The 12671-nt window shown below is 73.6% G+C and carries 12 protein-coding genes; 6 read left to right on the top strand and 6 right to left on the bottom strand.

Features of this window, described 5'->3' with window-relative positions; genetic code table 11:
- Nucleotides 1-12: 12 nt before the first annotated feature.
- The gene (locus tag F8279_RS14480; protein ID WP_013286616.1) at nucleotides 13-1449 is read left to right on the top strand and encodes a glycine hydroxymethyltransferase; all 1437 of its coding nucleotides are present in this window, start codon (nucleotides 13-15) and stop codon (nucleotides 1447-1449) included.
- Nucleotides 1450-1507: 58 nt separating this feature from the next.
- Here the strand turns inward: F8279_RS14480 and F8279_RS14475 are convergent, their stop codons facing one another.
- The 6 genes from F8279_RS14475 to F8279_RS14450 form a co-directional block, all read right to left on the bottom strand.
- Nucleotides 1508-1759, bottom strand: coding sequence for a hypothetical protein (locus tag F8279_RS14475; protein ID WP_013286617.1), 252 nt, complete (start codon nucleotides 1757-1759; stop codon nucleotides 1508-1510).
- Nucleotides 1760-1786: 27 nt separating this feature from the next.
- Nucleotides 1787-3130 carry a PLP-dependent aminotransferase family protein gene (locus F8279_RS14470; protein ID WP_151500212.1) on the bottom strand — a complete coding sequence of 448 codons (1344 nt, stop codon included), beginning with the start codon at nucleotides 3128-3130 and terminating at the stop codon, nucleotides 1787-1789.
- A 1-nt stretch (nucleotide 3131) separates the two neighbouring features.
- A complete protein-coding gene (locus F8279_RS14465) occupies nucleotides 3132-4250 on the bottom strand; it encodes an alpha-hydroxy acid oxidase (protein WP_151500211.1) in 1119 nt (372 codons plus the stop codon).
- Nucleotides 4243-5253, bottom strand: coding sequence for an alpha/beta hydrolase (locus tag F8279_RS14460; RefSeq protein ID WP_151500210.1), 1011 nt, complete (start codon nucleotides 5251-5253; stop codon nucleotides 4243-4245). The genes F8279_RS14465 and F8279_RS14460 overlap by 8 nt, the downstream gene beginning before the upstream one ends.
- Nucleotides 5250-6473: a cytochrome P450 gene (locus tag F8279_RS14455; RefSeq protein WP_151500209.1), complete on the bottom strand. Its 1224-nt coding sequence runs from the start codon at nucleotides 6471-6473 to the stop codon at nucleotides 5250-5252. Before F8279_RS14455 ends, F8279_RS14460 begins: the two co-directional genes overlap by 4 nt.
- A gap of 66 nt (nucleotides 6474-6539) precedes the next feature.
- The gene (locus tag F8279_RS14450; protein WP_175438682.1) at nucleotides 6540-7823 is read right to left on the bottom strand and encodes an SGNH/GDSL hydrolase family protein; all 1284 of its coding nucleotides are present in this window, start codon (nucleotides 7821-7823) and stop codon (nucleotides 6540-6542) included.
- A gap of 312 nt (nucleotides 7824-8135) precedes the next feature.
- Between F8279_RS14450 and F8279_RS14445 the strand changes: the two genes are divergently transcribed.
- The 5 genes from F8279_RS14445 to F8279_RS14425 all read left to right on the top strand — a co-directional run.
- Complete coding sequence (locus tag F8279_RS14445) at nucleotides 8136-9698, top strand: class I adenylate-forming enzyme family protein (RefSeq protein WP_151500208.1); 1563 nt, start codon at nucleotides 8136-8138, stop codon at nucleotides 9696-9698.
- Nucleotides 9695-10915 (top strand): MFS transporter, encoded by a 1221-nt coding sequence (locus F8279_RS14440; protein WP_151500207.1) that lies wholly within the window; start codon nucleotides 9695-9697, stop codon nucleotides 10913-10915. Before F8279_RS14445 ends, F8279_RS14440 begins: the two co-directional genes overlap by 4 nt.
- Nucleotides 10916-10951: 36 nt before the next feature.
- Nucleotides 10952-11344: an MmcQ/YjbR family DNA-binding protein gene (locus F8279_RS14435; RefSeq protein ID WP_091417795.1), complete on the top strand. Its 393-nt coding sequence runs from the start codon at nucleotides 10952-10954 to the stop codon at nucleotides 11342-11344.
- Nucleotides 11341-11973, top strand: a complete 633-nt coding sequence (locus tag F8279_RS14430; RefSeq protein WP_091417790.1) for an HAD family hydrolase — start codon at nucleotides 11341-11343, stop codon at nucleotides 11971-11973. The genes F8279_RS14435 and F8279_RS14430 overlap by 4 nt, the downstream gene beginning before the upstream one ends.
- 41 nt (nucleotides 11974-12014) lie before the next feature.
- Nucleotides 12015-12671: SGNH/GDSL hydrolase family protein (locus F8279_RS14425; RefSeq protein ID WP_151500206.1), on the top strand; the 657-nt coding region annotated here is incomplete at its 3' end.

Raw genomic sequence — 12671 nt, 5'->3', positions numbered from 1 at the left:
CCTGGAGGTCGCATGTCGCGCAACGCCGAGTCCACCGCCTTCCGCAGCGCGTTGGAGGTCGTCCGCGGCGTCGAGCCGCGCGTGGCCGACGCCATCGCCGCGGAACTGGCCGACCAGCGCGAGTCGCTCAAGCTCATCGCCAGCGAGAACTACGCCTCCCCCGCGACGCTGCTGGCCATGGGCAACTGGTTCAGCGACAAGTACGCCGAGGGCACCGTCGGGCGCCGGTTCTACGCCGGCTGCCAGAACGTCGACACCGTCGAGGCGCTCGCCGCGGAGCACGCCCGGGAGCTGTTCGGCGCGTCCCACGCGTACGTGCAGCCGCACTCGGGCATCGACGCCAACCTGGTCGCGTTCTGGGCGATCCTGGCCGACCGGGTCGAGTCCCCCGCGCTTCGCAAGGCGCAGGCGCGGCAGGTCAACGACCTCACCGAGGCGGACTGGTTCGCGCTGCGCCGCGAGCTGGGCAACCAGCGGATGCTCGGCATGTCGCTCGATGCCGGCGGCCACCTCACCCACGGCTTCCGGCCGAACATCTCCGGCAAGATGTTCGACCAGCGCAGCTACGGCACCGACCCGGCCACCGGCCTGATCGACTACGACCGGGTGGCCGAGGCGGCCCGCGAGTTCAAGCCGCTGATCCTGGTCGCCGGTTACTCCGCGTACCCGCGGAAGGTCAACTTCCGGATCATGCGGGAGATCGCCGACTCGGTCGGCGCCACGTTCATGGTCGACATGGCGCACTTCGCCGGGCTGGTCGCCGGCAAGGTGTTCACCGGCGACTTCGACCCGGTGCCGCACGCGCACATCGTCACCACCACCACGCACAAGTCGCTGCGCGGCCCGCGCGGCGGCATGGTGCTCTGCGGCCCGGAGCTGGCCGACCAGGTCGACCGGGGCTGCCCGATGGTGCTCGGCGGGCCGCTGCCGCACGTGATGGCCGCCAAGGCGGTCGCGCTGGCCGAGGCGCGCCGCCCCGACTTCGCCGACTACGCCCAGCGGATCGTGGACAACGCGCAGGCGCTCGCCGACGGGCTGCTGCGCCGGGGCGCCACGCTGGTCACCGGCGGCACCGACAACCACCTGGTGCTCATCGACGTGTCCGGGTACGGCCTGACCGGCCGGCAGGCCGAGCAGGCGCTGCTGGACTCGGGCATCGTCACCAACCGCAACTCGGTGCCGCAGGACCCGAACGGCGCCTGGTACACCTCGGGCATCCGCATCGGCACCCCGGCGCTGACCACCCGAGGGCTCGGCGCCGCCGAGATGGACGCCACCGCCGAGCTGATCCACACCGTGCTCAGCCAGACCACGCCGGGCACCGGCCCGGACGGCGCGCCGTCGAAGGCGAAGTACGTGCTGGACCCGGCCGTCGCCGAGTCCGTCGGCAAGCAGGCCGCCGACCTGCTCACGCCGTTCCCGCTCTACCCCGCCGTGGACCTGGGCTGACAGTCGTGACGGCGGCGCCCCGGGAGAACGATCTCCCGGGGCGCCGGCGGTTACGGGGTCAGCGCAGCGGGCGCTTCAGGTGGTAGCGGTGGACCTCGGTGCTGCCCTGCACGTTGTTCACGTCCTCGGCGGCGGAGACCAGCTCCCACCCCTCCCGGCCGACCCGGTTGAGATGCGCGATCGCGGTGTCCCCGTACGCGGTCACGTCGGTGCGTGACCCGTCCGGGCCGTACCACACGAACGAGACGTGGAAATTGCGTCCCTGACCCTGATACCGACGAACGAGCAACGCGTACTCCCAGGCAACCATTCGTCCATTATCAACAGAGGGACGGTGTCAGGAAACACGCACTGTGGCGGAACCCTGACACTCCGGTGTCACGTCCTCCGGCATGGTGTCCGTGACCAGCGCGGCCAGCCGGTCCAGGCCCAGATCGATGGAATCCGGTGTGACAGCGCTCACCGACAACCGCAAGGCATTCACCGGTGTGCCCGCGTCGTAGAAGTGCGCCATCGGGGTCCAGAGCACGCCGTACTCGCGCGCCGAACGGTGCAGCAGCGCGTCGTCGACGGCGAACGGCACGCTCACCACCACGAAGAACCCGCCCGCCGGGACGGTCCAGGAGACCGGCCCGCCGGCCGGGAACCGCCGGGCCAGGCCGTCGACCAGGTGGCGCAGGTTGCGGGCGTACGCGGCCCGCTCCCTGGTGTTCGCGGCCACCAGTGAGCAGTCGTGCGCGAGCAGCGCGCCGCCGATCACCGCCTGGCTGATCGGCGACGTGTTCACCGTGACCATGCTCTTGATCTTCGCGAGGTGGTCGGCGAGCGGGACCACAGCGCCGCCCGCCTCCCCCACGCGCTGGTCGGCGACCACGTAGCCGACCCGGGCGCCCGGCAGCACGGTCTTGGCGAACGAGCCGAGGTAGACCACCCGGCGGGCGGTGTCCAGCGCCTTGAGCGTCGGCCGCCGCGCGGTGCCGTCGGCCGGGAACAGGCCGTACGGGTTGTCCTCGATCAGCAGCAGGTCCTCCTCGGCGGCCAGGTCCAGCAGCCGCCGCCGCTGCGCGGTGTCCATGCTGACGCCGGACGGGTTGGCGAAGTCGGGCATCACGTAGCAGCCCCGGGGCCGCAGCCCCTCCGCGCGGGCCCGGCGCACCCCGGCGCGCAGGTCGTCCAGGTCGACGCCGTCGGGCCCGCCGGCCACCGGGCATACCGGCAGGTCGACCAGGCGGGCCGCGCCGGTGAGCCCGACGTACGTGGGCGCCACCGCGAACAGCACGTCGGCCGGGCCGGCCCGCAGCGCGCGCAGCACCAGGAACATCGCCTCCTGGCAGCCGACCGTCACCACTATCGACTCCGGGTCGACGGTGAGCCCCTCGTCCACGGCGAGGTGACGGGCGATCAGGTGGTGCACGACGCCCTTGGTCCGGCCGTACTGCAACAACGTCCGGTCCACACCGGCCCGGTCCAGCCCGACCTCCTCGGCGAGGTGGCGGCGGAAGCGGTCCAGGTGGGTGTGCAGCAGCGCGGAGTCGAAGAACTCCTCGTACGGCCGCCCGGCCGCCAGCGACACCGCGTCCGGGTAGTGCTGCGCCACCTCGTTGAGGAAGTTCATCGAGTTCAGCGCCGGGTCGCCGACGCTGCCGTGCAGCGCCGTGACGGCCAGGTCGATCGGCTCCACGTCAGCCTCCGATCCGGGTACGCAGCCGCCGGGCCGAGGCCGGATCGGGGCAGCCGCTGAGGATGAGGGCGTCGCGCAGTTCCGCCGCGAGCAGCGCCAGCGCCGCCTCGGCGCCGGCCCGGCCGCCCGCCGCGAGCGCCCAGAGCAGCGGCCGGCCCAGCAGCACGCCGTCCGCGCCGAGCGCCAGCGCGCGCAGCACGTCGACGCCGCTGCGGATGCCGCTGTCCAGCAGCACCGCGCACCGCCCGTCCACCGCGCCGGCCACCTCGGGCAGCATGCTCGCGCTGGCCGGGGCCGCGTCGAGCTGCCGTCCGCCGTGGTTGGAGACCACCACGGCGTCGACGCCGGTGTCCGCGGCGCGGACCGCGTCGCGCGGGTCCAGGATGCCCTTGACCAGCAACGGCACCCGGGTACGCTGCCGCAGCCACTCCAGGTCCGCCCAGCTCAGTGCCGGGGCGAACACCGCGCCGGTGTGCACCGCCACCGCCGAGACGCCCGGGGTGCCCTGGTGCGCCAGATCGTCCCGGCCGCCGGGCAGGTTCGCGGCGGTGACGTGCGGCGGCAGCGCGAACCCGTTACGGGCGTCGCGCAGGCGCCGCCCGAGCACCGGCACGTCCACAGTCACCATCACCGCCGCGCAGCCGGCCGCCTCCGCCCGGTCGAGCAGGTCGGCCACCAGTGCCCGGTCGCGCAGCCAGTAGAGCTGGAACCACACGGTCGCGCCGGTCGCCGCGATCTCCTCGATCGACGTGCTGGACAGCGTGCTCGCCACGTACGGCACGCCCGCCGCGCGGGCCGCCGCCGCGAGCGCCGGCTCGCCGTCGGGGTGCAGCAGCCGCTGGTACGCCATCGGCGCGACAGCCACCGGCAACGCGGCCCGGCCGCCGGGCAGCGTCGCCTCGGTGGACGGGTCGTCCACGCCGGCCAGCATCCGGGGCAGCACCGCCACCCGGTCCAGCGCGGCCCGGTTCGCGGCCAGGGCGGTCTCGGTGCCGCTGCCGCCGTCGACGAAGTCCCACACGTCGGCCGGGAGGACCGCCCGGGCCGGCGCGGCGAACTCGGCCAGACTCGCCGGCGGCACGAACCGGTCCGCCGGGGGCACGTCGGACGGCTCAGCCATGGCTGCCTGCGCCCGCCGCACTACCGGCCGGCTGCCCGCCCGCCGCCGCCTCGTCCGAGTCTGCCGCCGCGTCGAGCCCGAACGCGCGGCGCAGGAAGGCGGCGGCGCGTTCCTGGGCCTCCCGGCCGGCGTCGAACACGCCGGGCATGGCGAAGAACCCGTGCACCATGCCCGGATAGTCGTCCGTCTCGGTCGGCACGCCGGACTCGCGCAGCCGTTCGGCGTACCGCAGGCCCTCGGCGCGCAGCGGATCGTGCCCGGCGGTGACCACCAATGCCGGGGGAAGACCACTCAGGTCCTCGGCGAGCAGCGGCGACGCGAGCGGGTGGGCCGCGTCGCCGGGGTCGGCCAGGTAGTGGCCGCGGTACCAGCCGACCGAGTGCCTGTTGAACAGCATCGGGTCCTCGTCGTCGGCGGGCCGGTGCCCCGGCCGCTGGTCGGTGTTCGGGTAGACCAGCAGCTGGGCGGCGAGCCGGGGGCCGCCGTCGGCGCGGGCCAGCAGCGTCACCGCGGCGGCCAGGTTTCCGCCCGCGCTGTCGCCGCCCACCGCCAGCCGGTCCGGGTCCACGCGGAACTCGGCGGCGTGCGCGGCGAGGTGCCGCAGCGCGGCGTGGCAGTCCTCCACCGCCGCCGGGAACGGGTGCTCAGGGGCGAGCCGGTAGCCGACCGTCACGGTCTGGGCGCCGGTGAGGTTGACCAGCCGGCGGCAGATCCCGTCGGCCGTGTCGACGCTGCCGAGCGTCCAGCCGCCACCGAAGAAGTAGACGAGCGTGGGCAGCGGTCCGTCGCCGTCCGGCCGGTGGATCCGCACCGGCAGCGGCCCGGCCGGGCCGGGCACCGTCGTGTCGCGTACCTCGGCGACCGGCTCGACCACGCCGGAGCCGGCGCGGATCGCGGCGAGGTCGGCGGCGCGGGCTTGGGCGAGGGTCTGGGTGTAGAGCGGCACGGTGCCGGCGGCGGCCCGTGCGGCCCGCCACGCGACCACCTGCGGATCCAGTGTCATCCGGCCTCCCCGGTGGTGACGAAGAGTTTGTCGATACCGCGCAGGAACAGGCTCCCGCTGTATGTGTAGGGCTGGGTGACGGCGAGCCGGGGGAAGCGCGCGAACAGGCGCGGCAACGCCAGGCGGCCCTCCAGCCGGGACACCGCCGAGCCGAGGCAGAAGTGCAGCCCGACGCCGAAGGCCAGCGACGGCGGGCCGTCGCGGCGCGGGTCGAAGCGGTCCGGGTCGGGGAACCGGGCCGGGTCGCGGTTGGCGGCGGCGATCAGCAGCAGCACGTTGTCGTCACGTTCGACCGGGACGCCGCCGAGGTCGACGCCGGCCGGCGCGGAGCGGGCCAGGAAGTGCACCGGGCTCTCCATCCGCAGCACCTCCTCCACGCAGCCGCGGGCCAGCTCGTCGTCGCCGGGCAGCGCGGCGGTCACGTCCGGGTGGTCCAGCAGCAGCGGCAGGCCGTTGCTGAACATGTAGACGGTGGTGACGAAGCTGGCGTTGAACAGCACGATCAGGTTGCTGATCAACTCTTCCTCGGTGAGGTCGACGCCGCCCGCGTCGAGCACCTCGACAAGCCCGCTGATCAGGTCGTGGCTGGGCGCGCGGCGCCGGTGGGCGATCAGGTCCCGGTAGTAGGCGCGCAACTCCTCGGCGGCCTGGTTGGCCCGGGCCAGCCGCTCCGGCGTCTTGCCGGACACGTCCATGTACTCGTCGATCCAGTCGACCCGCTGCCGGTACCAGGACAGGTCGGCCGCGGGCAGGCCGATGAACTCGGCCATCACCAGCGCCGGGACCGGGTACGCGAAGTCGGCTACGAAGTCCACCTCGTGACCGTCCGCACCCGCCTCGGCCATGTGGTCCAGGCGTTCGGCGACGATCCGCTCGATCACCGGCTCCAGCGCGCCGAGGCGGCGCGGGGTGAACGTCCTGGCGAACACCGCACGCATCCGGGTGTGGTCCGGCGGGTTGACGAACATCATCGAGGTGAGGAACGTGCGCAGGATCTCCTGCTCCTCCCAGCCGGGCGGGAAGCCCTTGTACCAGCCGGGGTCGCGCAGGATCTGGTCCACGATGTCGTACCCGCCGGCGACCGCGCTCACGGTGCTGTGCTCGGCCCGGGCCGGTACGGCGTTGATCGGCCCGTGCTCGTGCAGGGCCGCGTAGAAGGGATAGGGGTTCTGCCGGCCCTGCTCGCTGTAGAGCCCGGTCAGGATCTCGCTGACGTCCACTGTCTCTTCCTCCCCAGGAAACGGCGGCGGGGGCGGCGTCGTGTCGACCGCCGCCCCCGCCCGGTGTCACAGTCCGAGCAGCTTCAGTGGCACGGCGTTCGCCATGGCCGCAGCGCCCGTGTCGTTCGGGTGGATGTGGTCACCCGAGTCGTAGGCCGGCAGCAGCCGGCTCGGCTGGGCCGGATCGCGCATCACCGCGTCGAAGTCGACGACGCCGTCGAACTCGGCCCGGCCGGGCCCGCGCAGCCAGGTGTTGACGGCCTGCCGGGTGGCGTCCTTCTCCGGGGTCCACACGCCCGGCCCGCCGTTGCCCTCGTACGGCATGAGCGTGCCGGCGATGCTGGTCAGGCCGCGCGCCTGGACCTGCCGGTTGAGCTGGCGCAGCGAGGCGATGATCGCCTCCGGGCTGTCGCCGTTCATCCAGATGTCGTTGATGCCCAGGTGGGTGATGACGGTACGCACCCCCGTCTGGGGGAACACGTCCTCGTTGAGCCGGGCCAGCGCGTTCGGGCCCAGCTCGTAGTAGCCGGGGAACCCGCCCGCGCCGGGCTCGGTGCCCTCGTGGTTGAGCCGGTTGCCGGCCAGGCTGAGGTTGAGCACACCCGGCGTACGCGGCTCCGGGCGGGCGTCGATCAGCCGCTCGGCCAGGAAGTCCGGCCAGCGGCGGTCGGCGTTGACGGTGCTGCCGTTGCCGTCGCCGATGGAGTCGCCCAGCACCACCACCGAACCGGGCGTGACCTTGCGCTCCACGTCGATGCCGGACAGGAACATCCAGCAGCAGTTGGGCCGGATGGTGAAGCCCGCGCCGTCGGCCGCCGAGGTGAGGTCGGTGGCGCCGATGAAGTTGGTGACCTTGGACTGGCCGTGGAACGTCACCGGTCCGGTGAGCACCGGGAAGTACAGGGTGACCACCAGGTCCTCCTGCTCGGCCACCGGGAAGGCCACCGGGTCGCTGAGCAGCTCGGCGCCCTTGTTGATGGTGGCCGAGCCGGCGCCGGAGAACGTCAGCTGGCGGACGCTCGCCGGGACGATGTCGGACAGGTCGTCGGGAGTGGCGGTGTTCGGCCGGGCGATCGTGGCGCGGCCGACCTGGACGGCCTGCTGGCCGTACAGGTTGGTCAGCCGCACCCGCAGGCGCGGCCCGCCGACCGAGGTCTGCACGGTCATCCGGATGCTCTGGTTGTTCAGGCCGGTCTCGGTCAGGCCCACGTTGTTCCCGCGGGTCACCGCCGCGGCCCAGGTTCCGGCCCACTCGGCGCGCCCGTGCCCGGCGCGGTCGTTCCCGGTCGGGCCGGCGCTCGCGGTGACCGCCGGGGTGGCGGCGATCAGCAGCGTTACGGCGGAAGCTATGACGTGCCATCTCTTCGGGGTCGGCATCGATCCTCCATGGTCGGCAGCCCCGGGCGTGACGCGGTCGGCGGCACCGGCCCGGGCGATGGACCGGAAACTAGCTTCCGGCCGTGACGAGCGTCAATCAACCTGATCGACATGATCAAATGCCCGGGGGGCGTGACGCAGCGACGATCGGCTCTGTCCGCCGTGGACCGGGGCTGCCTAGGCTCGGGGCTGGCGGCGGTGCGGTCGCCGACCCTGGCACCTGCCGTCTCGTCCCGGCCCTGACCTGGCCGGACGCCGCTCGCGGACCATGATGGGGGCTGCCCGATGACCGACCGGCCGAACTACGTGCACGAGGCGCTGGAGCTGTTCGCCGGGTTCGGCGACCGGGAGGCGCTCGTCGGCGGCGGACGCCGCCTCACCTACCCCCGGGTCGCCGCCGAGGTGCGCGGCCTGGCTGCCGCGTTGCGCCGTCACGGGGTACGCCCCGGCGCCGCGGTGCTGGTGATGCTCGGCAACACGATCGACGGTCCGCTGCTGCAACTGGCCCTGCATCTGCTGGGCTGCCGGAGCATGTGGGTCGCCCCGGTGACCTCCCGGCGGGAGGTCGACGAGTTCGTCGCGCTGTCCGCGCCGGAGGCGTTCGTGTACGACCCGCGTGACGCGCAGGCGGTCGAGGTCGCGGCGGGCCTGTCCGGCGTACCGGTGCTCTGCCTCGGCCCCGGTGGCGCCGGACCGGACCTGACCGCCGAGGCCCCCGGGCCGGCGGTGGAACTGCCCGCCGAGGTGCCGGCGCCGGAGTCGTTCCTCCAGACCAGCGGCACCACCGGCACGCCCAAACTGGTGCACCACCGGGAGAGCTTCTACCGGCAGGTGCTCGTCCTCGCCGCCGAGTTCCGCGGTGCCGGGTTCCCGCTGCTGCGGCACCTGTCGCACTCGCCGATGTGGCTCGCCAGCGGCCAGATCACCACACTGTTCAACCTGTTCACCGGCGGCGTGCTGTTCCTGCGCGAGCAGTGGGATCCGGCCGCGTTCATCGCCACCGTGGACGCCGAGCGGCTGACCTCCACGTTCGTCACCCCGCCGATGCTCTACGAGGTGCTCGACCACCCCGATCTGCCGGGCGCCGACTTCTCCGCGATGTTCATGTTCAACGTGGGCGCCGGGCCCGCCGCGCCGGCCCGGCTGCGCCAGGCCATCGCCCGCTTCGGTCCGTGCCTGCGCATCGTGTACGGGCTCAGCGAGGCGGTGGTCATCTGCGCGCTGCCCGGGCTCACCGAGGACCCGGAGCACCCGGAGCGGCTGCGCTCCTGCGGCCGCCCGTACGGCGACGTGTCGGTGCAGATCCGCGACGCCGACGGGCGGGTGCTTCCGGCCGGTGAGGACGGCGAGGTGTGGGTACGCACCAAGCTGAGCTTCGCCGGCTACCACGGACAGCCGGAACTGACCGCCGAGACGCTCGTCGACGGGTGGGTCCGCACCCGCGACATCGGCCACCTCGACGCCGACGGTTTCCTCTACCTGGTCGACCGGTTACAGGACCGGATCCTCACCCGGCAGCGCAGCTGGCCGATCTACTCGCGCCCGATCGAGGACGTGCTCGCCGGCCACCCCGAGGTACGCGCCGCCGCCGTGATCGGCGTACCGGACCCGGTGGCCGGGGAGCTGCCGCACGCGTACGTGGTGCCGGCACCGGACGCGTCGGTGACCGGCGAGGAGCTGATCGCGCTCGTGGTCCGGGAACTCAGCGAGACCTGGGCGCCCGGCGCTGTGGAGTTCGTCGACGCGCTGCCGCTGAACCGCTCCGCGAAGGTCGACAAGCGCGCGTTGCGGGCCCGGTACGCCGCCGCTCACCCGGCCGGCGCCGACCCGATCGGCAGTCCGGCGTGAACCCGCGCCGGGAGTTGTACACCCTGGTCGGCGCCGACCTGCTGTCCAACCTCGGCACCCGGATCTCGGTGGTCGCCATCCCCTGGCTGGTGCTGGAGACCACCGGCAGCCCCACCAAGATGGGGCTCGTCGCGGCGGCGGAGACGCTTCCGTACATGCTCTCCAGCGCGCTGGCGACCCCGTGGGCGGACCGGTTCGGGGTACGCCGTACCTCGGTGTTCGTGGACGCGGCGAGCGCCGTCGCGATGGCCGTGGTGGCGCTGGCGCCCTGGCTCGGCTTCGGCACCCTGCTGGTGCTCGTGGCGGTCGCCGGCGGGCTGCGCGGCATCGGCGACCGGGTCAAGCACGTGCTGTTCAAGCCGGCGGCCGAGCGGGCCGGGGTGCCGCTGATCCGGCTCACCAGCGCCTACGACGGCCTCGCCCGCGGCATGACGCTGTTCGGCGCGGTCCTCGGCGGGCTGCTCATCGACTGGGTCGGGCTGACCCGGGCCATCTGGATCGACGCGGCCACGTTCGCGGTCTGCGCGCTGCTGATCGGCCTGCTGGTCCGGCCGCCCGCACCGGCGCAACCAGCGCCCCGGGAACCGTACCTGCGGGCGCTGCGCGGCGGCTTCGCGTACCTGCGCACCGACCGGACGCTGATGACCATGCTGATCGTGGTCTCGGTGTCCAACATGTTCGCCAACGCCAGCGTCGCGGTCTGGATCCCGCTGTGGGTCAACGAGGTGCTCGGCGACCCGGCCGGGTTCGGTCTGCTGCTGGGCGTCTTCTCGGCCGGCGCGCTGCTGGGCAACCTGTTGTTCACAGTGGTCGGCACCCGGCTGCCGGCCGGGACGACGTTCGCACTGGGGCTGACGCTCAGCGGCGCGCCCCGGCTGCTCGCGCTGGCGCTCAGCGACGACCTGGTCGTGGTGCTCGTGGTGACGTTCCTGTCCGGCATCGGCATCGCGGCGGTGAACCCGCTGCTCGGCGCGGCGCTCTACCAGCGGGTGCCGGGCGAGCTGCAGACCCGGGTGCTCGGCATCTCCGGATCGGTGGCGTTCCTCGGCCTGCCCGTCGGCGCGCTGCTCGGCGGCTGGTCGGTGGCGCTGCTCGACCTGACCCCGGCGCTGCTGGTGATGTCGGGCGTTTGCCTGGTGCTGACCGTCGGACCGCTGCTGCTGACCCGCGCGTCCCGGCGCCCGTCCGCGGAACCGGCCACGCCCACGCCGGTCTGAGCCGTCGTGTCGGGGGGCGGCGGTAGGGTCGGGGCCATGGCGACCTGGGACGACGTGCGGCGCATCGCGCTGGCCCTGCCCGAGACCACCGAGCGCGGCTCACACGACGACCTGCCCGCCTGGCGGGTACGCGACAAGATGTTCGTCTGGGAACGGCCGCTGCGCCGCGGCGACCTCGAGGCGCTCGGCGACGCCGCCCCGGGCGGCCCGATCCTCGGCGTCCGGGTGCCCGACCTGGGCGCCAAGGAGGCACTGATCGCCGACGACCCGGCGGTCTACTTCACCACGCCGCACTTCGACGGCTACCCGTCGGTGCTGGTGCGGCTCGACCGGATCGACGTGGACGAGCTGACCGAGCTGGTCACCGAGGCGTGGTACGCACGCGCCCCGAAGCGGCTCGCCACGGCGCACCGGGCGGAGAACGCATGACCGGCCCGGTGGACGCGATCGTCTTCGACATGGACGGCACGCTCGTCGAGTCGCACGCGGTGGTGCCCGCGGCGTACCGGGCGGCGGTGCGCGCCGGAGGCGGGCCGTCGTACACCGACGCCGAGGTCATCGCCGGGTACTCGATCGGCTCCCCGGCGGACCTGTTGACGCACCTGCTACGGCGGCCCGCCTCCAGCGACGACCTGGACCGCTACCACGCCGAGCTGGATGCGCTCGCCGGGCGGGTACGCGTCTACCCCGGAGTCGCGGACGCGCTCGCCGAGATCGCCACCCGGGTACCGGTGGGCGTGTTCACCGGCGCGAGCCACCGGGCCGCCGAGATCCTGCTCGACCGGGCGGGCCTGCTCGGTCACTTCCAGGTCGTCCTCGGCGGCGACCAGGTCGACCGCCCCAAACCGGCACCCGACGGCGTGGAGGCGGCCTGCCGGCACCTCGGCGTGCCGCCGGGCCGCGCCGCGTACGTGGGTGACTCGCCACTTGACGTACGCGCCGCCCGGCACAGCGGCGCGGTGGCGGTGGCCGCCGCGTGGGGTCACCAGTACGACCCCGCCGAGCCGGCCGACCTCAGCCTGACCCGGCCCGGGGAGCTGCTGGCCCTGCTGCCCTGAGCCTCTTTCCCGGCGCGGGTCGCTCGGCTAGCCTGCCGGGCATGCCATCGACGTTGACCGAGGCGACGGACCCGTACTGCCTGCGTCCCGGAGAGGCCGCCGAGCTGCTGCGCGAGCATCCGTGGCGCCGGTTCGTGGTGCTGGGTGACAGCGTCGCGGAAGGGCTGTGCGAGCCGGCCGACGGCTACCCCGACCTCCAGTGGGCCGATCGGATCGCGGCCGAGCTGCGCGCGATCCGGCCGGAGCTGGCCTACCTGAACCTGGGCCGGCGCGGGCTGCGCGCACACGAGGTACGGACCACCCAGTTGGCCGACGCTCTGGCCTTCGAACCGGACCTGGCCCTGGTGGTGTGCGGCGGCAACGACGCGTTCCGCTCCGCCTACGACCCGAACGCGGTCGACGCCGAGCTGACCGCCATGATCACCGCGCTACGGGAGGCGGGGGCGGACGTGATCACAGTGGGCATGTTCGACGTGTCGCACAGCCCGGCGGTGCCGGACGCGCTGCGCGCGGGCCTGGGCGAGCGGATGCGCCGGCTGGCCCGGCACACCCGGGGCGTGGCCGAACGGCTGGGCACGTTGCACGTCCACCTGACCGACCACCCGCTGGTGGCCGATCCGTCGCTGTACAGCAGCGACGGCCGGCACGGCAGCGCACGCAGCGACGCGATAGCCACCGCCGAAACCCTCCGGGTCCTC

Source organism: Micromonospora sp. AMSO1212t, from assembly GCF_008868145.1.
In the GTDB taxonomy this organism is placed as follows: Bacteria; Actinomycetota; Actinomycetes; order Mycobacteriales; family Micromonosporaceae; genus Micromonospora; species Micromonospora tulbaghiae.
The sequence above is the reverse complement of the archived record's forward strand: the minus strand, read 5'-3'. Positions and strand labels throughout refer to the sequence as shown.